Genomic DNA, 21,911 nt, shown 5'->3' on the forward strand with positions numbered 1-21,911 from the left:
ACGACTGCGCCGAACCGCTTAAAACAAGAAAGCCTGTCTTTTCAGACAGGCTTTCCACTAAAAAAGGCGGCGACATACTCTCCCACATTACTGCAGTACCATCTGCGCAGTCGGACTTAACTTCTCTGTTCGGAATGGGAAGAGGTGAGCCCCGACGCAATAACCACCTTAAGCTGGTTTGCAAGGGTAATCAGCTTTTGCTGATTAACATTACACTATATCTTAACATACTGAGATAAAAATTGTATTTATCATTCCCAACTTGATTGGGAACCTAGAAAGTTTGCACCGCCTCTTGCGAGGCGGTAGCGTCGTACATAAGCTTACGGGTTATTAGTACTACTCGGCTATGACATTACTGCCTTTACACCTATAGCCTATCAACGTGGTCATCTTCCACGACCCTTAAAAGAAATCTCATCTTGTGGTGGGTTTCGCGCTTATATGCTTTCAGCGCTTATCCCTTCCAAACGTAGCTACTCTGCGGTGCTCCTGGCGGAACAACAGATACACCAGAGGTTTGTCCAATTCGGTCCTCTCGTACTAGAATCAGATCCACTCAAATTTCTTGCGCCCACAGTAGATAGAGACCGAACTGTCTCACGACGTTCTGAACCCAGCTCGCGTGCCACTTTAATGGGCGAACAGCCCAACCCTTGGGACCTTCTCCAGCCCCAGGATGTGACGAGCCGACATCGAGGTGCCAAACCCCCCCGTCGATATGAGCTCTTGGGGGAGATCAGCCTGTTATCCCCGGCGTACCTTTTATCCTTTGAGCGATGGCCCTTCCATGCGGAACCACCGGATCACTATGCTCTACTTTCGTACCTGATCGACCTGTATGTCTCTCAGTCAAGCTCCCTTATGCCATTGCACTCTACGCACGGTTACCAAGCGTGCTGAGGGAACCTTTAGAAGCCTCCGTTACTCTTTTGGAGGCGACCACCCCAGTCAAACTACCCACCAAGCAATGTCCCCCACTTAAGCGGGGTTAGACCTCAGATAAGCAAAGGGTGGTATTTCAACAATGACTCCACAACGCCTGGCGACGCCATTTCACAGTCTCCCACCTATCCTACACATCACTTATCCAAGACCAATACTAAGCTATAGTAAAGGTGCACAGGGTCTTTTCGTCCCACTGCGGGTAATCGGCATCTTCACCGATACTACAATTTCACCGAGCTCATGGCTGAGACAGTGTCCAGATCGTTACACCATTCGTGCAGGTCGGAACTTACCCGACAAGGAATTTCGCTACCTTAGGACCGTTATAGTTACGGCCGCCGTTTACTGGGGCTTCAATTCAATGCTTCTCCGAAGATAACATCTCCTCTTAACCTTCCAGCACCGGGCAGGTGTCAGGCCCTATACCTCATCTTACGATTTTGCAGAGCCCTGTGTTTTTGATAAACAGTCGCCTGGACCTTTTCACTGCGGCCAGCATTACTGCTGGCGACCTTTCTCCCGAAGTTACAGGTCTATTTTGCCTAATTCCTTAGCCATGAATCTCTCGAGCACCTTAGGATTCTCTCCTCGACTACCTGTGTCGGTTTACGGTACGGGTACTGTTAATCTAAGTTTAGAGGTTTTTCTTGGAAGCCCTTAGGTACACTATCTCTTTGGCCGAAGCCTCCGAGTACTATCGCATTTCCCCAAAAGCCGTGGATTTGCCTGCGGCTCTTATAGGTAGGTGCTTTAACCAACTATTCCGTCAGTTGGCGGTACTTTCATCACTCCGTCACCCCATCACAATTAACAGTAGTACGGGAATATTAACCCGTTGGCCATCGACTGTCCCTTTCGGGTTCGCCTTAGGACCCGACTAACCCTCAGCTGATTAGCATAGCTGAGGAAACCTTAGTCTTTCGGTGTGCGGGTTTCTCGCCCGCATTATCGTTACTTATGCCTACATTTTCTTTTCTAACCGGTCCAGCAAACCTCACGATTCACCTTCAACCCTGTTAGAATGCTCCCCTACCACTTGTATTACTACAAATCCATAGCTTCGGTAGTATGCTTATGCCCGATTATTATCCATGCTCGTCCGCTCGACTAGTGAGCTGTTACGCACTCTTTAAATGAATGGCTGCTTCCAAGCCAACATCCTAGCTGTCTGGGCAGACAAACCTCGTTTTTTCAACTTAGCATACATTTGGGGACCTTAGCTGATGGTCTGGGTTCTTTCCCTCTCGGACATGGACCTTAGCACCCATGCCCTCACTGCTGGTAAACATTATATAGCATTCGGAGTTTGTCAGGAATTGGTAGGCGGTGAAGCCCCCGCATCCAATCAGTAGCTCTACCTCTATATAACTTATAACCAGCGCTGCACCTAAATGCATTTCGGGGAGTACGAGCTATTTCCGAGTTTGATTGGCCTTTCACCCCTACCCACAGGTCATCCGAAGACTTTTCAACGTCAACCGGTTCGGACCTCCACTATGTGTTACCACAGCTTCATCCTGCCCATGGGTAGATCACACGGTTTCGCGTCTACCACTACTGACTATAGCGCCCTATTCAGACTCGCTTTCGCTACGGATCCACACCTGAAGTGCTTATCCTTGCCAGCAACGGTAACTCGTAGGCTCATTATGCAAAAGGCACGCCGTCACAGATTAATCTGCTCCGACCGCTTGTAAGCGTATGGTTTCAGGATCTATTTCACTCCGTTATTCACGGTTCTTTTCACCTTTCCCTCACGGTACTGGTTCACTATCGGTCTCTCAGGAGTATTTAGCCTTAGCGGATGGTCCCGCCAAATTCAGACAGGGTTTCACGTGCCCCGCCCTACTCAGGATACCACTATCCTTATCTTCTCTTACTTATACCGGGCTATCACCGTCTATGGCCTACCTTTCCAGGTAGTTCTAATTCAATCCGCAAGAAATATCGTGGTCCTACAACCCCAAAATTGCCGTAACAACTTTGGTTTGGGCTAATCCGCGTTCGCTCGCCACTACTTACGGAATCACTTTTGTTTTCTTCTCCTCCGCCTACTTAGATGTTTCAGTTCAGCGGGTTTGCTCACCTATCGGTGTACTATGTCTTCAACATAGTGGGTTGCCCCATTCGGATATCTGCGGATCAATTCGTATGTGCCAATCCCCGCAGCTTTTCGCAGCTTATCACGTCCTTCTTCGCCTCTGAGAGCCTAGGCATCCCCCATACGCCCTTATTTTGCTTATTGTACTTGTTACTAATTACTTATCACTAAGTAATTCGTGTTCTTTCTACTTTTTAAATGTATTTTTTATCTCAATATGTCAATGAACTTGTGGCGAGTCGCCACTGACAATAATTATCAGCAGGACTTATAGCCGTTGTGGAGAATATCGGAGTCGAACCGATGACCTCCTGCGTGCAAGGCAGGCGCTCTAGCCAGCTGAGCTAATCCCCCAATCTTAGTGATGAGTTACTAGTTATGAGTTATGAGTTACATAACCTCTCAACCCCTAGAATTTCCTTTTTTAAGCATAATAGTAGTCCCGGGCAGACTCGAACTGCCGACCCCTACATTATCAGTGTAGTACTCTAACCAGCTGAGCTACGAGACTCTGTATTTTGCTTATTGTATTCGAATTAACAGCGAGAGTAAATGAGCCTTAAAACTCTTCTATTTCCAGTCCTTCTTATCGTCTCTAGAAAGGAGGTGTTCCAGCCGCACCTTCCGGTACGGCTACCTTGTTACGACTTAGCCCCAGTTACTAGTTTTACCCTAGGCAGCTCCTTACGGTCACCGACTTCAGGTACCCCCAGCTTCCATGGCTTGACGGGCGGTGTGTACAAGGCCCGGGAACGTATTCACCGGATCATGGCTGATATCCGATTACTAGCGATTCCAGCTTCACGGAGTCGAGTTGCAGACTCCGATCCGAACTGAGAACGGTTTTATAGATTCGCTCCTACTCACGTAGTGGCTGCTCTCTGTACCGTCCATTGTAGCACGTGTGTAGCCCAAGGCGTAAGGGCCGTGATGATTTGACGTCATCCCCACCTTCCTCACAGTTTACACTGGCAGTCTTGCTAGAGTTCCCGACATCACTCGCTGGCAACTAACAACAGGGGTTGCGCTCGTTATAGGACTTAACCTGACACCTCACGGCACGAGCTGACGACAACCATGCAGCACCTTGTAAATTGTCCGAAGAAAAGTCTGTTTCCAAACCTGTCAATCTACATTTAAGCCTTGGTAAGGTTCCTCGCGTATCATCGAATTAAACCACATGCTCCACCGCTTGTGCGGGCCCCCGTCAATTCCTTTGAGTTTCATTCTTGCGAACGTACTCCCCAGGTGGGATACTTATCACTTTCGCTTAGCCACTGAAGTTGCCCCCAACAGCTAGTATCCATCGTTTACAGCGTGGACTACCAGGGTATCTAATCCTGTTCGCTCCCCACGCTTTCGTCCATCAGCGTCAATCCACAAGTAGTAACCTGCCTTCGCAATTGGTATTCCATGTAATATCTAAGCATTTCACCGCTACACTACATATTCTAGTTACTTCCTTGTAATTCAAGTCTGGCAGTATCAATGGCCGTTCCACAGTTGAGCTGCGGGCTTTCACCACTGACTTACCAAACCGCCTACGGACCCTTTAAACCCAATGATTCCGGATAACGCTTGGATCCTCCGTATTACCGCGGCTGCTGGCACGGAGTTAGCCGATCCTTATTCTTACAGTACCGTCAAGTCCCGACACGTCGGGATGTTTCTTCCTGTACAAAAGCAGTTTACACACCATAGATGCTTCTTCCTGCACGCGGCATGGCTGGATCAGGCTTGCGCCCATTGTCCAATATTCCTCACTGCTGCCTCCCGTAGGAGTCTGGTCCGTGTCTCAGTACCAGTGTGGGGGATCTCCCTCTCAGGACCCCTACCTATCGTAGCCATGGTAAGCCGTTACCTTACCATCTAGCTAATAGGACGCATGCCCATCTTTTACCGTTGGAACTTTAATATACCTAACATGCGAAAGATATATACTATGAGGTATTAATCCAAATTTCTCTGGGCTATCCCTCTGTAAAAGGTAGGTTGCATACGCGTTACGCACCCGTGCGCCGGTCTCAAGGTTGCAAGCAACCTCTACCCCTCGACTTGCATGTGTTAAGCCTGCCGCTAGCGTTCATCCTGAGCCAGGATCAAACTCTTCATCGTATATTGTTCGCTCTTACGAGCTGTTTTATAGACAAAGGCTAGTCTTTTTCAAATCTCTCGATTCACTTACTCTCTTTTTTTTCTGTCTTAAAATCTCTTTTAAGACGGCTGTCAATTCAATATGTCTATGAACGTTGTCTTCTTTATTATTTCGCTATTCCTTCGTTTACCTCACATTACTTTTTTAAAGTAAGCCGTGTTCGGTGACTTTCAGTTAGCGGGTGCAAAATTAAGCATCTTTTTCTAACTAACAAGCAAAATTTAAAATATTTTTGAATTTATTTTGTTATTGCTTGATTTTCAAAAAATAAGGGTTGCTAAGATAATTGCTTTTATTAGTTCCCGCAAATTTTTATTAAAAAATCTTGTTTTTTTATATCAACAAAACTTAAGAACGATGCTTTAGTTTATTTAAAGAGTACAACAACTCTTTTCAACAAACTGCCTGTATGGCTTGATTGCGGGTGCAAAAGTACTACAGTTTTCGGCTTTTGCAAATGTTTTCAAATCATTTTTTGAAAGTTTTTTGCAAGTCGTTGGTTTGATGATTTTTGCGGCGAAAGATTTTTTTCGGGAAGGTTGCTAAAAGAGACGACCTTTTCTATTTTAGCCCCGATTGCAGTGGAAATCCTTTTTGGATTCTCCGGCAGCGTAAGCAGCTGGGGAATCCAAAAAGATTGTAACGAAAAGCGGGAACAAGGTTAACCGACACACACTGCCGATTCGCTCCCTTAATTTATTTTTTTTGCGCTTTTTGCTCCCAATATTCGGTAAGTTCGTCAATATCTATGGGAGTTGCCGGTTTTTGACGCTGTAATCTCCCTCGGTTAAAGGCCCGGTCAAGAATCGATTCTATTAGAAAATCTTCATTAACCTCATAAGGTTGGTATTTGGCTTTAAGATTAATATCGAAAAGTTTGGCTGTATTGTTAGACCAGAAAGCTTTCCATCCGCTTTTATAGTCCTTAATAAGTTCGAAAGTGGTAAAGCCGGTTTGGCGGTGGATTAGTTTTACCAAGATTTGGCCTTGTTTGCGGGAGAGTTTTTTGAGTTGGTTGGTGAATTCACCTTCCATGTAGTTTTCAACCAACTTGAAGTACTTCTTTTTCTCTTTATTGGTTTTAAGCTTGTCCATGTTTTTATTGAGAGCCATTAGGCGATCAGCTGCAGTTTTGGCGTAAGGATACACTTTATAAACTCTGTTTTGGAGTAAGAGGAATTGTTTTTTTTCTTCTGGGCTAAGTTTACTTCGGTAAACCACAACCTCTTCAAGCAATATCGGATCCTTAACTACGGTATCGTTTTCCTCTTCTGTTACTTCTTTTTTTGCTATTGAATCGGTTGAAATTTGGGCTTTAGCATTGGCGGCAAGCAGCAAAATGAATACTAAAAAAAATAACTTTCTCATGGATTGAAATTATTAGGGTAAAAATATAGAATATCCTTTACAACTGTAATGCCAAATTTATATTTTAGCAAAAAAAACATATGGCAACAAAAAGTATACTCAACAAATCCTCGTTAGCATTTTTAGAAAGTTATTTGAACAACGCTTCTCCGACAGGTTACGAATCCGGCGGACAAAAGCTTTGGATGAATTACTTAAAACCTTATGTTGACTCTTTCATAACCGACACATACGGCACTGCTGTTGGAGTTATCAATCCAGATGCACCCTATAAAGTAGTAATCGAAGGACATTCGGACGAGATTTCTTGGTATGTGAATTACATTACTGACAACGGTTTGATTTATGTAATCAGAAACGGTGGTTCCGATCATCAGATTGCGCCTTCGAAGCGCGTTAACATTCATACCAAAAACGGCATTGTAAAAGGTGTTTTTGGTTGGCCGGCCATTCATACGAGAAATAGAGGTAAAGAAGAATCGGCTACATTGCACAATATTTTTATTGATTGCGGTTGTGCTACCAAGAAAGAAGTTGAAGCATTAGGTATTCATGTAGGTTGTGTAATTACTTATCCGGATGAATTTATGGTGTTGAACGGCAACAAATTTGTTTGTCGGGCAATCGATAACCGTATGGGCGGATTCATGATTGCGGAAGTAGCCCGATTGCTGAAAGAGAACAAAAAGAAATTACCGTTTGGTCTTTACATTACCAATTCTGTTCAGGAGGAAGTTGGACTTCGTGGTGCCGAAATGATTACCAAAACCATCAAACCCAATGTAGCCATAGTTACTGATGTTTGCCATGACACTTCTACTCCAATGATTGAAAAGAAAATTGAAGGTGATTTGGAAATGGGGAAAGGCCCGGTTATTGCTTATGCGCCTGCAGTACACAATACTTTGAGAGACTTGATCGTAAAAACGGCCGAGGACAAAAAGATTCCGTTTCAAAGACACGCCACATCGAGAGTAACCGGTACTGACACCGATGCATTTGCTTACAGTAATGGCGGTGTCCCTTCTGCACTTATCTCATTACCCTTAAGATACATGCACACTACAGTTGAAATGGTACATCGAGAAGATGTTGAAAATGTGATTAAACTGATTTATGAGAGTTTACTAAATATTGAAAACAACGATTCTTTTTCGTATTTCAAATAACCCTAAATTGAAAAAGCATCCCAAACAGGATGCTTTTTCGTTTCAACTAATTAACCCAAAAATTACAATTTAATGTCAACCGGAATAGCATTATTATTAAAATCTACTTTAATAATACATTGTGCGGTACGGTTAATCTTTTCGAAATCTAAAGGAAATACTTCTTCTGAAATAGTACTTTCTATGATTTGTTGGTCTTCTTGAATTTTATCAAACATTGACATTTCTATACACAATGGTTGGTAAACCTCTTCTTGCGCATCAGTAACCAATTTGTTTTCTTTAACCACATCTTCCATTGGCTTGGTGTAAGCAACTTTGAGTACTGATTCCGGACTAAAAACAGCGGTGTCTCCGGTGTTATCAATTGTTGCGTTTTTTGAAGATTGGATATGATTAAAATTCAAATCCGCTTTTTGGCTTGTTCCTGAATTAACAGCAACAGCATCTTGCTGTAATACTTCTTGTTCGAGTAATTGATTTGCTTTAGTATTAGTAAGCGATAATAAAGCAATGCCTAAAAAAATAATTGTTGATTTCATGATGATTGATGATTTATTGATGATGATTTAATGATTGTTATTAATATTCTATGCAAATATATATCTAAAAACAGGTATCTTGTATTGCATAGTACTTAAATTTAACTTATTTTTAACATTTAAACTTCGCTAACAAACTGTTTTTCAACAAAAAAAGACAACACTATGTAATTTACACGATTGTGACTCAAAACTACCAGATACTGAAATGATGAAAAGAAATTGAATGACATTGTCCTGATCTTTATTAACATTGATAGCAATTAACTACGAATAAGACGACAGCAACAAAGTTTTCGTTGCATAAAAAACAGACAATAACAAAAGTTTAACATAAGGCAAAAAAAAAGCCGCGTAATACGCGGCTACAGTATGAGTTGTATTTAGATTATCCTTTGAGAAAGTTCAAAACATTTTGCTCAATCCTTTGATGGATAGCAGAAATATCAGCCTTGACAAAAGGTTCTCCGATGATATTTTCGTACAATTCTATGTATCTTTCAGAAACGGTTTCAATATAGTCATCAGACATGTCAGGAATTTGTTGTCCTTCTTTGCCTTGAAATCCATTCTCAATCAACCATCTTCTGACAAACTCTTTAGACAATTGTTTTTGTTCTTCCCCATTACTTTGTCTCTCTTGATACCCTTCGGCATAAAAATAACGAGAAGAATCAGGCGTATGAATTTCATCAATTAAAACGATTTTACCGTCTTTGGTTTTTCCGAATTCATATTTGGTATCAACCAAAATCAAGCCTCTTGCAGCAGCTATTTCAGTACCGCGCTGGTAGAGAGCTCTGGTGTAATTTTCCAAAATCAGATAGTCTTCCTCAGAAACTATCCCTTTAGACAAAATAGCCTCTCTGGAAATGTCTTCATCATGCGAACCGTTATCCGCTTTGGTAGTTGGCGTAATTATAGGTGTTGGGAATTTATCATTTTCTTTTAACCCTTCCGGCATAGAAACACCGCAGAGTAGTCTTTTACCTGCTGCATATTCTCGTGCAGCATGGCCGGATAGATAGCCTCTAATGACCATCTCTACTTTGAAAGGTTCGCACAAATGACCAACTGCTACATTAGGATCCGGTGTTGCAATCAACCAATTAGGAACGATGTCGGCGGTAAGCTGCATAAACTTGGTTGCAATTTGATTCAAAATCTGACCCTTATAAGGAATTCCTTTGGGCATCACCACATCAAAAGCAGAGAGTCTATCTGTAGCTATCATAACCAATAATTCGTCATTAATATTATAAACCTCTCTGACTTTGCCTCTGTAAACTGATTTTTGCCCGGGAAACCGGAAATTGGTGGAAGTAATTGTATTCATATTGTTGTGTTGTTGTGGTTGCAAAAGTAATTTGTTTTAAAGTGATAGACAACAGATGGCTAAACTTTGTAAAAAAATTATATTATTGTAGTGAAAATCAAGAAATAAGTTTCAAGTGTTAAAAAGAACTTCGATAACCCTAATCATACTCGGAATCACAATTATTGGCATCATTAATTACAGAATTCCATTTTTTAAACCCGTTGGTGGCCCATGGTCAATTGGGTTCGGATTTTCATCAACCTATCCTGAGTGTCATAATCTTAAGAAAAATAAAATCTACAGCTTTGAACAATTAAAAAAACAAATCAGTAATACTCAGTTCATAGCTGACCCTTTCTTCTTAAGAGAGAAAGATTCGTTTTATCTTTTTTTTGAACACAAAAAAATCAATGATTATCATGCTGTGATAGGATTATTGACATCCAAAGACGGACAGCACTATAAATACCGCGGTACTGTGTTAAAAGAACGTTTTCACTTATCATACCCTCAGGTATTTAAGTATAAAAACGAATTCTACATGTTACCGGAAAGCCAAGGTTCTAATCATGTTTTATTGTACAAAGCGCATAAATTCCCTTTTGGTTGGAAAGTGTGCGACACACTATTGGCCAATACCCGATTAAAAGACCCAACGATATATCTCTCAGACACCTTAAAAATATTGGTTGGCAGTGACAAAAACTTCAAAATGCACTTGTACACTGCTGACCAATTGGAGGGAAATTGGACCTTACACTCAAGACCCATTGTAATGGAAGGCTCAGAGTCGAGACCGGGTGGGAGGATTTTCGCAGACAAAAAGGGTTTAATTTTACCGGTACAAAGTTTCCACAAGGGTTATGGTTCCGGGCTTTCCATCTACCGATTAAAATTTGACCAAAACGCTTACACCGTAAAAAAAGAAAAACATCTTTTATTGCAGTCCCAAAAAAACATTAAGGAATTCAATGCCGGGATGCATCACTTAGACATTCAAAAAATTGGCAATCAGTATTATAGTGTTTACGATGGCAATCAGCTGGAACATGATCAAACCGTTTTCAATTATAAAGCACCTATTTTATTGAATTGTTTAGATTTTAAAAACTGGTGCAGACAAAACATAATTTATTAAAAAAGCCCTGTCAATAAACAGGGCTGTATCTTAATAATCATTGTTTTCAATACTCTTGTAGGCGTCAATCACTTTTTTCACCAATCGGTGTCTCACTATGTCTTTGTCGTCCAAATAGATAATACCGATACCTTCAATATCTTTGAGCACCAAAATAGCTTCTTTCAAACCCGAGATGGTGCGACGTGGTAAATCAACCTGACCCGGATCACCGGTAATGATGAATTTAGCGTTTTTTCCCATACGAGTCAGAAACATCTTCATTTGCGAGTGTGTGGTATTTTGTGCTTCATCCAATATCACAAAAGCATTATCTAAAGTTCTACCTCTCATGAATGCTAATGGTGCAATTTGAATGATTCCTTTTAAAATGTAATCTTCCAAAGTTTGCGGCGGAATCATATCGCGCAATGCATCATACAACGGCTGCATGTAAGGATCTAATTTTTCCTTCATGTCTCCGGGTAGAAATCCTAAATTTTCACCGGCTTCTACAGCAGGACGCGTGAGTATAATTCTTTTTACTTGCTTTTCCTTTAAGGCTTTTACAGCCAAGGCTACTCCGGTGTATGTCTTACCGGTTCCTGCCGGCCCGACCGCAAAAACCATATCGTTTTTATTGACAAAATCGACCAATTTTTGCTGATTAGGCGTCATGGCTTTGATGAGCTTTCCTCCTAAACCGTGTACCAAAATCTTGTCATGATCTGGCATGCGTTGCTCCTCGTGTGAATTGCTTTGAATTACTCGATCAATTACATTGGTATCAATGTTATTGTATCTGGTAAAATGCAACATCAATCGGTTGAATCTGTTTTCAAACTCATCCAACTCTTCTTTTTCTCCGAAAGCTTTCAAGGTGGTGCCTCGGGCTACAATTTTGAGCTTTGGATAGTATTTTTTAATGGTTTCAAGATGAGTATCTTGTGCGCCCCAAAATTCTTTAGGAGCAATGTCGTGTAATTCAATGATACGTTCGTTCAAAAGCAGTAGTATTAAATTAAAAAAATCGTTGGATTATTGTTAGCTTTGTATCCAAATTTAATCAATTAAAAGGTTAGGTTTTATTATTTTTGAGCCCAATTTCAATCAAGTTATAAACAATCTATGTCAATAATTACCTTAACTACCGATTATGGAATAAAAGACCACTTTGTCGGGGCTTTAAAAGGTAAATTATTAGCAGAACATCCGGAAGTTACGGTAATTGATATTTCCCATCACATTGATCCTTTTAACATAGCCGAAGCAGCCTACATTATTGGAGCGGCCTACAGTAGCTTTCCCAAAGGAACAGTGCATTTGATTGGGGTTGATATCGAATTAAACGAAAGCAACCAACACATCGCCATGCAATGGAATGACCATTACTTCGTGTGTGCTGATAACGGTATCCTAAGCATGTTGGTTCAGAAGATTGTTCCCCAAAAAATAGTCACCATCAACATCCACGATCGATTACCCAGTGAGGCTACCGATTTGGATGTGTTTGTTAAAGTGGCCTGTCATTTGGCCAAAGGCGGTTTACTGAATGTAGTGGGTAAAGAAATCAAATCGGTAAAAGAAGTAACCGAATTACAAGCTGTGGTTCAGGATAATCTCATCAAAGGTTACATTATATACACCGATCATTTGGGCAACGTGGTGACCAATATTTCTAAAAAAATGTTTTTGGAAACCGGTAAAGGACGACCGTATGAAATTAGTTTTAAAGGACAAAGTATCAAAACCATCCTTCCTAAATATTCCGACATCGTAGTTTCTGATAAATACACTTGGAAAGATTATGAAGGCGAAAAATTAGCCATCTTCAACGAAGCCGGTTTTTTGGAAATTGCTATTTTCAGAAGCAATCCGGATACCGTTGGCTCGGCCAGTTCACTGCTTGGATTACAATACCGAGATTTGATTACAATTGAATTTAAAAATTAAACCGTAAGATGTTTGTAAGGATAGTCAAAATGAGTTTTCACACTGAAAATATTCCGAAGTTCTTGGAAAATTTCAATTTAATTAAAGAAAAAATACGAAACGCGCCCGGAAACCGTTTCTTAGAATTGTATCAGGACAAGAACAACCCCGAAATTTTCTTTACCTACAGTTATTGGGAAACCGAAGCAGATTTGGAAAATTACCGCCAATCGGCTTTGTTTGATGAAGTTTGGACCTTCACCAAGCAACTGTTTAACGACAAACCCGAGGCGTGGAGTGTGGATAAAATAGTAAGTTTAAAATAGTTTTAGGTTGTAAGTTCTATGTTGTAAGTCATTACTTTTGCACAACATAAAACCTACAACTTACAACCCACAACAAAGAATATGAAATCAATCGCATTAAGAGAAATAAAATCCTTTTTCGGCTCACCAATAGGCTATTTGGTGATTGCCATTTTTTTGTTGCTCAACGGACTTTTCCTTTGGGTTTTTGATGGTGAATACAATATTTTACAGAGCGGTTTTGCCGATTTGAGCCCGTTTTTCACCTTGGCGCCATGGATTTTAATCTTCCTAATTCCTGCCGTAACCATGCGCAGCTTTTCGGATGAGAAAAAGCAAGGCACTATCGAGTTATTGCTGACCAAACCTTTATCAATTTGGCAAATTGTAAATGGAAAATTTTTAGGTTCATTTTTACTAATTGTTTTGGCCTTAATGCCAACTTTAGTTTATGTATATGTCATCTCAAATTTGGGTTCACCCGAAGGCAATATTGATATGGGCAGCACTATGGGCTCGTATTTCGGACTCTTATTTTTAGTGGCATCTTATACTGCTATCGGCCTCTTTACTTCTACCCTATCCGAAAATCAAATCGTTGCTTTTTTACTCTCTGTTTTGCTTTGCTTTTTATTCTATTTCGGTTTTGAAGGCGTGTCGAATTACGTTAGTGGTTTTGAAGATTTAGTGGCCAAACTCGGCATGGATTATCACTTTAAAAGTATGGCCAGAGGTGTTTTAGATACTCGAGACATACTCTATTTTGTCAGCGTTGCTTTCTTATTCTTGTTGTTCACCGTATACCAATTAAAATCTTTGAAATCATAATGAGTAAGCCGAAAAACAACTTCAAAAAAATAGCATTAACGGTACTTTTTGTAATAGTACTCAACTTTGCCGGTCATTTTGTATTCCATAGATTTGATTTGACTGCCGATAAAAGATATACCTTATCCGAAACTTCTTTGGCAATTGTGAGTGAAGTTAAGGAACCTCTTTATATAGATGTGTTCTTAGAGGGTGAATTTCCGGGAGAATTCAAAAAACTACAAACGGAAACCCAACAGTTATTGGAAGAATTCAAAGCCCAAAACTCGAATGTCATCTTTCAATTTGTCAATCCTTTGGAAGAAGAAGAACAGCGAGATGCTACCATTCAATCCTTTTTAGAGCGCGGCTTGACTCCGGTAAATGTGACCGTAAACGACAAAGGACAACAAACCCAAGAAGTAGTTTTTCCATGGGCTGTAGCCACTTGCGGCAATCGTTCGGTTAAAGTGCCGCTACTCAAAAATATGATGGGTGCTTCTACAGCAGAAAAAGTGGTGAGTTCGGTACAACATCTCGAATATGCTTTTGCCAACGCCATCAATACTGTGGCCAAAGAAAAACAAAAGAAGGTTATTATTTTGAACGGAAACGGTGAATTGGAAGATCGTTATATAGCCGACTTCATTAAATCGGTTAGAGAAAATTACTTTATTGCACCATTTACTCTGGATTCGGTTCCAACCAATCCTAACGGTACCTTAGAGCATATTAAAAAATACGATTTGGCGGTAATAGCCAAACCCACCGAAGCTTTCTCTGATGCCGAAAAACAAGTCATAGATCAATTCATTATAAACGGCGGTAAGACACTTTGGTTAGTGGATCAAGTGGCCATGGAAATGGATAGTTTATATAACGAAACCGGCTCCAACTTAGCCTTTCCGAGAGATTTAGGTTTGAACGATATGTTTTTCAAATACGGAATTCGCATGCGTCCGGATTTGATTTTCGATTTGCAAAATACTCCGATAGCCTTGGCAACGGGAGAACAAGGAAGCGCCACTCAATACACTCAATACCCTTGGTTCTACGCGCCATTGATTTATCCAACCAACCAAAACCCAATCGTAACTAATTTGGACGGTATTAAGTTTGATTTTGCAGGACCGATTGAAATTTTAGGTAACGATATTAAGAAAACCGTACTGCTACAATCTTCTCCGGTTTCCAAACTGGTTGGCACACCGGCTCAAGTGGGTTTAGAGGTGGTTTCACTGCGTCCTGAGCAAAAAGAATTTGCCGGAAAAGGCAATTATCCGGTGGCAGTTCTATTGGAAGGTCAATTCCATTCTATGTACGAGAACCGTATTTTACCTTTTAAAGATACTGACTTCAAAAACGTAGGCAAAACTAATAAAATGATAGTGGTTTCCGATGGTGATGTCATCAAAAACCAATTTGACAAAAACGGATTACCATTGGAATTGGGTTATGACAAATGGACCAATAATTTGTACGCGAACAAAGAGTTCATGATGAATTGTGTGAATTATTTAATGGATGACAACGGACTTATTAACATTCGAAGCAAAGAAGTGAATTTACCAATGTTAGACAAGCAAAAAGTTTATGACAACTATACCAATTCGCAAGTCGTAACTGTGGCTGTTCCAATAGTAATCTTATTGGTTTTCGGTCTTGTCTTTACCCTTTTGCGCAAGCGAAAATACAGCAAGTAATGTTAATAAAAAACTTTTTGAAATCTGTTAGTTTAAGATATATTTGTAAAAAATAAAACAAGATGAAATTCATTGTATCGAGTTCATATTTACTGAAACAACTGCAAGTATTAGGTAGTGTTATCAACAGTAGCAACACCTTGCCTATTTTAGATAATTTCCTATTCGAATTAGATAACAAAACTTTAACCGTTTCGGCTTCTGATTTAGAAACCACCATGTCAGCTACTTTAGAGATAGACTCTACCAGCAAAGGCAGCGTGGCCGTTCCGGCGAAATTGTTGTTAGACATCCTAAAAACATTTCCTGAACAACCGTTAACTTTTACCGTAGAGGAAAATAGCACTATCGAAATCAGCTCAAATTCAGGTAAATATGCCATTGCTTATGCACCGGGAGAAGAATTTCCTAAAGCAGTAAGCTTAGACAATCCATCTTCAACTGTAGTGCCTGCTGACGTTTTGGCAACCGCAATCAGCAAAACCATTTTCGCTGCCGGAAATGATGATTTACGTCCCGTAATGAGCGGTGTGTTTTTTCAGTTTTCTCCGGAAGGTTTAATTTTTGTAGCAACTGATGCACACAAACTGGTGAAATATGCCCGTACAGATGTAAAAGCGTCTCAAGTGGCCGATTTCATTATGCCGAAGAAACCTTTAAATATTTTAAAAAGCATTTTAGGTGCTTCAGAATCTGAAGTAACTATTGAATATAACGACTCCAACGCAACTTTTTCATTCGACAGCTATGTGTTAACTTGTCGTTTGATAGACGGAAAATACCCTAATTATGAAGCGGTAATTCCAAAAGAAAATCCGAATAAATTAATGATTAACCGCGTTCTTTTATTGAACTCAGTGCGTCGTGTGGCGATTTTCTCCAACAAAACTACGCACCAAATTCGTTTAAAAATTGCCGGTGCAGAGTTGAATATTTCAGCCGAAGATATCGATTACTCTAACAAAGCGGAAGAGCGTTTGACTTGTGATTACCAAGGTGATGACATGCAAATTGGCTTCAACTCACGTTTCTTATCGGAAATGTTGACCAATCTCCAATCAGATGAAATCATGTTGGAAATGTCTATGCCTAACCGTGCCGGAATTTTAACCCCTATTGATGGATTAGATGAAGGCGAAACGGTAACCATGTTGGTTATGCCGGTGATGCTGAATAACTAGTTATTTCACTAACCTTTATACCTAAAACCGTAATTTCGTAAGAAGTTGCGGTTTTTTTTTATATATTTGATAACCAACCTTTAAACAAACCATTATGAAAAAAAATGTACTAGCCGGTATCTTGTGCCTGGCCTTAGGAATGTCGGCTACTGCTCAAAAGTTAGATAAATTCGGAGCAGATTTAGCCAAAAAATCGGTTATGGGAAAAGAAATTCGCGTTCCTTATACCGATATGACGAGTTATTTCGGATTTATCAAACCCGGCTCAAAACCGGACGAAGTTAAAAACGGTAAAAAAATGTATTACATCTATGTTTGGATACCGGTAGCCGCTCCGGAAATCGGTATCAGAATGATTTCTCCGGTACCGGAAAACAATAAACCAACCGATAAAGATTACATCTCACCCGATTTTACAGCTAACGCTGCTGATACAAAAAGTTTCTTTGATACTTGGGTCACTTTTGAGAGAGCAGAAGGTATTTTGAAAATTGAAGACGTGGCCGCTAAAGCAAAAACAGCTAAATGGACCACTATCGAAACCAATGATGATTCCTCTGAAATGCCGGCACAACCTTCAGGAAGTAAATACAATTCGCTTATGAGAATTACCAGCGACACTTCTAATCCTACAAAATCACTTGTTATGGGATTGTACCGTATTGGATTTACAACCTACAAAACCGGAGAAGTTCAAGGAAGTTTCTTAGCACAATTGGGAGCTCCGATTAAGTTACCGGGCGTATCCGTAGCCGTTAAACCCGAAGACCTTTTGGCGAACAGAAGATAAAAACAAATGAAAAAGTCCCGTAATCGGGACTTTTTTTTATTCGTGAAATGCCAAAATAGGAGTCGGCAAATGGTAAGAAAGTTGTTGTGTAGTGGTTTTGGTAAAGAGTTCAACAAAAAAATTACGTTTGTAGGTAAGCATGGCCAACATATCAACTTCCTGACTAACTAAAAAGTCTTCTATCGTTTCGAGAACATTCTCATTCGGGACAATAAAAAACTGTAGGTTATCTTCATCCTCAAAATGAGACTGCCATCTTCTTACAGTATCCTCAGTAACGTCGGAATTAGGCGTTTTTACATACAAACATTTGACCTTAGCATGAAATCTTTTGGCAAAAAACAACACCTTAATTAAAGCCTCAATATCTTTTTTTCGGAATCGCGTTGTAAATGCAATGTTCTCGATTTTTTGAAATTTGGCTCCGGCCGGAACACTCAACACAGGAACAGAGACTCCGGTTATTACAGCACCGGTGTTGGTTCCGATGAAACTGTCCCACCAACCCTCTGCACCGTTGGTCCCCATAACTACCATATCAATATCTTCCTGAGCAATCACCTTTTTGATACTAACCAATAAATCGCCGTCCATCATAATATGACTCATGTCAATATGGTTTAGGTTACGCTCCTCAGCTATAGCATGCAACTTAGGCATTTTCTCTTTGAAATGCTCTAAATTGGTCAGCTCTATGGTATCGTAAATAGTAGCATAATTAATGGGCATAGCCTGACTGTCAACTATGGGGATTTCAAAAGTGTGCAACAACACCAAGTCGGCTTTCAATCGCTTGGCCATTTCCAAAGCGTAAACAAAAGCATTATCCGACGCCTCGGAAAAATCAACGGGAACTAATATTTTTTTCATACCTAAGGTTTTATTTCCCAAAGTTACCACTACTCAATCGGAATAAAAATGACAATTATCAGGGAACAAAAAACCGTTCAATTCTCCTAAAATATACTTGATAAGTTTTCTTAACTTTGCCCAAAATTGTAATAGATGATTTCTCAGGAAACTATTGTCGCTTTAGCTTCACCATCGGGTGCCGGTGCCATAGCTGTGATTCGAATATCCGGTAAAGACGCCATTGCTATAGCCGAGCAAGTTTTTCAATCAGTTTCGGGAAAAATCATCGGCCAACAAAAAACACATACTATTCATCTTGGCCATATTGTTGAGGATGGAAAAGTGTACGACCAAGTCTTGCTTTCCATTTTTAAAAACCCAAACTCTTACACCGGAGAAGATGTAATTGAAATTTCTTGTCACGGATCCACTTTTATCCAACAACAAATTATCCAACTGTTATTGCGCAAAGGTTGTAAAATGGCTCAGCCCGGTGAATTTACTTTAAGAGCTTTTCTTAACGGTAAACTCGATTTGTCTCAAGCCGAAGCGGTAGCCGATTTGATTGCTTCAGACAACGAAGCCAGTCACCAAATTGCTATGCAACAAATGCGGGGCGGATTCAGCAATGAAATAGCCAAACTCAGAGAAGAACTGCTCAATTTTGCCTCCTTAATTGAATTAGAATTAGACTTTGCGGAAGAAGATGTAGAATTTGCCGACCGAACCCAATTTAAAGCATTGCTCAACCGAATTGAATTTGTTTTGAAAAGATTAATCGATTCTTTTGCCGTTGGTAATGTTATTAAAAATGGTATTCCGGTGGCTATAGTAGGTGAACCTAATGTAGGAAAATCAACGTTGCTAAATGCTTTACTCAACGAAGAGCGTGCAATTGTATCAGATATAGCCGGAACAACTCGTGATACCATAGAAGATGAATTGGTCATTAACGGCATCGGTTTCCGATTCATCGATACCGCCGGAATTAGAGATACTAAAGACGTAGTAGAAAGCATTGGCATCAAAAAAACCTTTGAGAAAATCGAGCAAGCACAAATGGTTTTATATTTAGTGGACGGTTCTCAGTTGTCAGCTATCAGCAAAATTGAAGCGCTCTTGGTAGCCATAAACAAAACCGTAAATCAATTTCCGGCAAAACCAATAATAACCATCATCAATAAAAAAGATCTGATTGCTCCGGACAATCTGTCTGAAATCAATACAAGGCTGACTAACAACAACCAACAACTGACAACCATTTATATTTCGGCCAAAAATAAAGAAGGAATAGACGAATTAAAGAACCAACTCTTATCATTTGTCAATACCGGGGCGTTGCGAAACAATGAAACTATAGTCACCAATACGCGTCATTACGATTCGTTGTTAAAAGCTTTGGAAGAGATCCAAAAAGTTACTTTCGGCCTAAACAACGGTCTTTCCTCCGACCTAATGGCCATCGACATCAAACAAGCCTTGTACTATTTTGGCGAAATTACAGGTGAAGTAACTAACGATGAATTGCTTGGTAATATTTTTGCCAATTTTTGTATCGGTAAATAATTTAGAGAGAATTATCATATAGTTCCATTTTATTTCCCTATATTTAGCTATCTCTAATCACTAACCTCTGCCCGTTTTTATGGATTTCAAAGAAATATTGAAAAAAATCTCGCATTGGATATTATCGAGACCAAAAACAATGGGTTTCTGTAGCTTCATAATCATGTTGGCTATTTTAGGCTTTTTAGTAAAAATGAGATACGAAATCGTCAAAGAAAACGAGCGCCGTGAAATGCACAACGTTCTGACGGTTGTCCAACAAAACTTTGAACAAGTTTTAAAAAGCAGCTACACCTCAGCCCTAACTATGGCAATGACCATCAATGACAAAGGTGTTCCGGAAAATTTTGAAAAAATAGCCAAACAACTGTTGGATAATAACAAATCGATTGATGCTGTACAACTCGTTCCAAACGGTGTTATCAAATATGTTTATCCGTATGAAGAGAATAAAAAGGTCATCAACTTCAACATATTAAACAGTCCGCAGAACAGGTATGAAGCCCGAAAATCCATAAAATCCAAACTCATGTTTTTTGCAGGGCCGCTCAAATTAAAACAAGGCGGGATTGGAGTGGTAGGCCGACTTCCGGTTTATAAAAACAATCGATTTTGGGGTTTTTCAGCTGTAGTTATTCGTTTAGAGACTTTAATCAAAGAATCAGGCATTAACACCTTAGATGATAGTAAGTATTACTTTCAATTCTCAAAAATAAACCCAAACTCATACAAAGAAGAGTTTTTCTTGCCGGAAAAAAAAGATTTCAAACACAAACCACTATTAAAAGTTACCATACCGGATGGAGAGTGGAATCTTTATCTGATTTCCAGAAGACAAAACAATGTTATCAATCAAGTATATACCTCCGCTACTTTAGGTTTACTGTTATCAATAATGGTTGGCCTATGGGTTACTTCATTGGTTAAAAAACCGGCTGAACTCCAAAAGTTAATTGAAGTACAAACCGAAAAAATCATCAAAAAAGAAGCCGAATTTGGAGCAATCTTTGATCAGGCACCTGTTGGAATTGCCAAAATTGATACAGACACGGGTAAATTTATAACCGTCAACAAAGCATATGCAAGCATAGTTGGTTACACTACTGAAGAGCTTCTAATCACAAATTTTCAATCAATAACTTACCCCGAAGATTTGGAAGAAGATTTATCCAATATGGAAAAATTGCGCAACGGACAGATTGAAGAATTCCATATGGAGAAAAGATACATACACAAATCGGGTAAAATTGTTTGGGTAAACTTAATTGTAGCAGTCTTATGGAAAGAATCAAACAAAGTTCTTAACCATATTGCTATAGTAGAAGACATTACTGATAAAAAACGGGCCGAAGAAGAATTAAAACAGTCTTTTGAATTGGTTTCTGAGCAAAACAAACGACTGCTGAATTTTTCCTATATAGTATCTCATAACCTTCGCTCGCACACCAGTAACATTGAGTTGATTTCAAGTTTAATGGAAGGTGTTAAGAGCCAAGAAGAACAAGAAGAAATGGTTCACTTACTCAAGCGAGTGTCTAAATCATTGGATGAAACGATGAGAAATCTCAACGAAGTGGTCAATATCAGAACAAATTTTAATTTAACCATTGAACGTTTAAACCTAAATGATTTTATAGAGAGAAGCATCTCCGTTTTAGAAAAACAAATAAAGGACAAACAAGTCAACATCCAAAATTTGGTGCCTAAACACATAGAAATAGATTATAATGTGGCCTATCTGGAAAGCATTTTATACAACTTTATTTCCAATGCCATACGCTATAGCAATCCGGACAAACAACCATTAATAGTATTGCGTTTTGATGAAGAAAAGAAAGCCTTGAGCATCTCAGACAATGGCATTGGAATCGATTTAAAGCGAAACGGAGAAAATCTTTTCGGAATGTATAAAACGTTCAATAACAATCCGGATGCTAAAGGAATCGGCTTGTTTATTTCCAAGAATCAAATCGATGCCATGGGCGGCCGTATTGAAACAGAAAGTGAAATCAATGTCGGTACAACTTTCACAATCTATTTCAAATAAAAAACCTGTT

At 39.7% G+C, this 21,911-nt stretch carries 15 protein-coding genes, 2 tRNA genes and 3 rRNA genes; 10 read left to right on the forward strand and 10 right to left on the reverse strand.

Features of this window, described 5'->3' with window-relative positions; genetic code table 11:
* Positions 1–61 precede the first annotated feature (61 nt).
* The 6 genes from rrf to ACJG85_RS11610 all read right to left on the reverse strand — a co-directional run bounded on the left by rrf (position 62) and on the right by ACJG85_RS11610 (position 6,572).
* Positions 62–171: ribosomal RNA gene (gene rrf / locus ACJG85_RS11585) — 5S ribosomal RNA — on the reverse strand.
* Between the two features lie 142 nt (positions 172–313).
* A 23S ribosomal RNA gene (locus ACJG85_RS11590) occupies positions 314–3,193 on the reverse strand.
* Positions 3,194–3,329: 136 nt separating this feature from the next.
* Positions 3,330–3,403, reverse strand: a tRNA-Ala gene (locus ACJG85_RS11595).
* A gap of 83 nt (positions 3,404–3,486) precedes the next feature.
* Positions 3,487–3,560, reverse strand: a tRNA-Ile gene (locus ACJG85_RS11600).
* An 88-nt stretch (positions 3,561–3,648) separates the two neighbouring features.
* Positions 3,649–5,164: ribosomal RNA gene (locus tag ACJG85_RS11605) — 16S ribosomal RNA — on the reverse strand.
* The 16S, 23S and 5S rRNA genes sit together here with 2 tRNA genes alongside, the layout of an rRNA operon.
* 736 nt (positions 5,165–5,900) lie before the next feature.
* Positions 5,901–6,572, reverse strand: coding sequence for a DUF4294 domain-containing protein (locus ACJG85_RS11610; RefSeq protein ID WP_412464269.1), 672 nt, complete (start codon positions 6,570–6,572; stop codon positions 5,901–5,903).
* Positions 6,573–6,652: 80 nt separating this feature from the next.
* Here ACJG85_RS11610 and ACJG85_RS11615 point away from each other — a divergent pair, with 80 nt between their 5' ends.
* Entirely contained in the window at positions 6,653–7,741 is a 1,089-nt protein-coding gene (locus tag ACJG85_RS11615; RefSeq protein WP_412476470.1) for a M42 family metallopeptidase, read from the forward strand.
* 62 nt (positions 7,742–7,803) lie between these two features.
* On the opposite strand, the gene ACJG85_RS11620 is transcribed toward ACJG85_RS11615, so the two are convergent.
* Together ACJG85_RS11620 and ACJG85_RS11625 are read right to left on the reverse strand one after the other, a co-directional pair.
* Positions 7,804–8,283 carry a hypothetical protein gene (locus tag ACJG85_RS11620; protein WP_409678850.1) on the reverse strand — a complete coding sequence of 160 codons (480 nt, stop codon included), beginning with the start codon at positions 8,281–8,283 and terminating at the stop codon, positions 7,804–7,806.
* 388 nt (positions 8,284–8,671) lie between these two features.
* The gene (locus ACJG85_RS11625) at positions 8,672–9,619 is read right to left on the reverse strand and encodes a phosphoribosylaminoimidazolesuccinocarboxamide synthase (RefSeq protein ID WP_409678847.1); all 948 of its coding nucleotides are present in this window, start codon (positions 9,617–9,619) and stop codon (positions 8,672–8,674) included.
* Positions 9,620–9,734: 115 nt separating this feature from the next.
* Between ACJG85_RS11625 and ACJG85_RS11630 the strand changes: the two genes are divergently transcribed.
* Positions 9,735–10,739, forward strand: coding sequence for a glucosamine inositolphosphorylceramide transferase family protein (locus tag ACJG85_RS11630; RefSeq protein ID WP_409678845.1), 1,005 nt, complete (start codon positions 9,735–9,737; stop codon positions 10,737–10,739).
* 30 nt (positions 10,740–10,769) lie between these two features.
* On the opposite strand, the gene ACJG85_RS11635 is transcribed toward ACJG85_RS11630, so the two are convergent.
* Complete coding sequence (locus ACJG85_RS11635; protein WP_409678842.1) at positions 10,770–11,723, reverse strand: PhoH family protein; 954 nt, start codon at positions 11,721–11,723, stop codon at positions 10,770–10,772.
* 123 nt (positions 11,724–11,846) lie between these two features.
* Between ACJG85_RS11635 and ACJG85_RS11640 the strand changes: the two genes are divergently transcribed.
* The 6 genes from ACJG85_RS11640 to ACJG85_RS11665 all read left to right on the forward strand — a co-directional run bounded on the left by ACJG85_RS11640 (position 11,847) and on the right by ACJG85_RS11665 (position 17,436).
* Positions 11,847–12,671 (forward strand): SAM hydrolase/SAM-dependent halogenase family protein, encoded by an 825-nt coding sequence (locus ACJG85_RS11640; protein WP_409678839.1) that lies wholly within the window; start codon positions 11,847–11,849, stop codon positions 12,669–12,671.
* 8 nt (positions 12,672–12,679) lie between these two features.
* On the forward strand, positions 12,680–12,976 hold the full coding sequence (locus tag ACJG85_RS11645) for a putative quinol monooxygenase (protein WP_409678836.1): 297 nt from the start codon (positions 12,680–12,682) through the stop codon (positions 12,974–12,976).
* An 81-nt stretch (positions 12,977–13,057) separates the two neighbouring features.
* Positions 13,058–13,783 carry a gliding motility-associated ABC transporter permease subunit GldF gene (gene gldF / locus ACJG85_RS11650; protein ID WP_409678833.1) on the forward strand — a complete coding sequence of 242 codons (726 nt, stop codon included), beginning with the start codon at positions 13,058–13,060 and terminating at the stop codon, positions 13,781–13,783.
* On the forward strand, positions 13,783–15,465 hold the full coding sequence (gldG, locus tag ACJG85_RS11655) for a gliding motility-associated ABC transporter substrate-binding protein GldG (protein WP_412476471.1): 1,683 nt from the start codon (positions 13,783–13,785) through the stop codon (positions 15,463–15,465). Before gldF ends, gldG begins: the two co-directional genes overlap by 1 nt.
* A gap of 62 nt (positions 15,466–15,527) precedes the next feature.
* The gene (gene dnaN / locus ACJG85_RS11660; protein WP_409678827.1) at positions 15,528–16,646 is read left to right on the forward strand and encodes a DNA polymerase III subunit beta; all 1,119 of its coding nucleotides are present in this window, start codon (positions 15,528–15,530) and stop codon (positions 16,644–16,646) included.
* Between the two features lie 94 nt (positions 16,647–16,740).
* Positions 16,741–17,436, forward strand: coding sequence for a Lipl32 family lipoprotein (locus ACJG85_RS11665; RefSeq protein WP_412476472.1), 696 nt, complete (start codon positions 16,741–16,743; stop codon positions 17,434–17,436).
* A gap of 36 nt (positions 17,437–17,472) precedes the next feature.
* Here ACJG85_RS11665 and ACJG85_RS11670 read toward each other — a convergent pair whose 3' ends face one another.
* Entirely contained in the window at positions 17,473–18,306 is an 834-nt protein-coding gene (locus ACJG85_RS11670) for a universal stress protein (RefSeq protein ID WP_409678821.1), read from the reverse strand.
* 135 nt (positions 18,307–18,441) lie between these two features.
* Here ACJG85_RS11670 and mnmE point away from each other — a divergent pair, with 135 nt between their 5' ends.
* On the forward strand, positions 18,442–19,854 hold the full coding sequence (gene mnmE, locus ACJG85_RS11675) for a tRNA uridine-5-carboxymethylaminomethyl(34) synthesis GTPase MnmE (protein ID WP_412476473.1): 1,413 nt from the start codon (positions 18,442–18,444) through the stop codon (positions 19,852–19,854).
* A 193-nt stretch (positions 19,855–20,047) separates the two neighbouring features.
* Positions 20,048–21,901, forward strand: coding sequence for a sensor histidine kinase (locus tag ACJG85_RS11680; RefSeq protein ID WP_412476474.1), 1,854 nt, complete (start codon positions 20,048–20,050; stop codon positions 21,899–21,901).
* The last annotated feature ends 10 nt before the right edge of the window (positions 21,902–21,911 follow it).

It is taken from the genome of Flavobacterium mekongense (genome assembly GCF_047038255.1).
GTDB lineage: Bacteria > Bacteroidota > Bacteroidia > Flavobacteriales > Flavobacteriaceae > Flavobacterium > Flavobacterium mekongense.

Coding starts and splice junctions, on each gene's coding strand:
- ACJG85_RS11645 (WP_409678836.1), top strand. CDS start 12,680: ATGTTTGTAAGGATAGTCAAAATGAGTTTTCACACTGAAAATATTCCG.
- mnmE (WP_412476473.1), top strand. CDS start 18,442: ATGATTTCTCAGGAAACTATTGTCGCTTTAGCTTCACCATCGGGTGCC.
- gldG (WP_412476471.1), top strand. CDS start 13,783: ATGAGTAAGCCGAAAAACAACTTCAAAAAAATAGCATTAACGGTACTT.
- ACJG85_RS11620 (WP_409678850.1), bottom strand. CDS start 8,283: ATGAAATCAACAATTATTTTTTTAGGCATTGCTTTATTATCGCTTACT.
- ACJG85_RS11610 (WP_412464269.1), bottom strand. CDS start 6,572: ATGAGAAAGTTATTTTTTTTAGTATTCATTTTGCTGCTTGCCGCCAAT.
- ACJG85_RS11680 (WP_412476474.1), top strand. CDS start 20,048: ATGAGATACGAAATCGTCAAAGAAAACGAGCGCCGTGAAATGCACAAC.
- dnaN (WP_409678827.1), top strand. CDS start 15,528: ATGAAATTCATTGTATCGAGTTCATATTTACTGAAACAACTGCAAGTA.
- ACJG85_RS11625 (WP_409678847.1), bottom strand. CDS start 9,619: ATGAATACAATTACTTCCACCAATTTCCGGTTTCCCGGGCAAAAATCA.
- ACJG85_RS11615 (WP_412476470.1), top strand. CDS start 6,653: ATGGCAACAAAAAGTATACTCAACAAATCCTCGTTAGCATTTTTAGAA.
- gldF (WP_409678833.1), top strand. CDS start 13,058: ATGAAATCAATCGCATTAAGAGAAATAAAATCCTTTTTCGGCTCACCA.
- ACJG85_RS11665 (WP_412476472.1), top strand. CDS start 16,741: ATGAAAAAAAATGTACTAGCCGGTATCTTGTGCCTGGCCTTAGGAATG.
- ACJG85_RS11670 (WP_409678821.1), bottom strand. CDS start 18,306: ATGAAAAAAATATTAGTTCCCGTTGATTTTTCCGAGGCGTCGGATAAT.
- ACJG85_RS11640 (WP_409678839.1), top strand. CDS start 11,847: ATGTCAATAATTACCTTAACTACCGATTATGGAATAAAAGACCACTTT.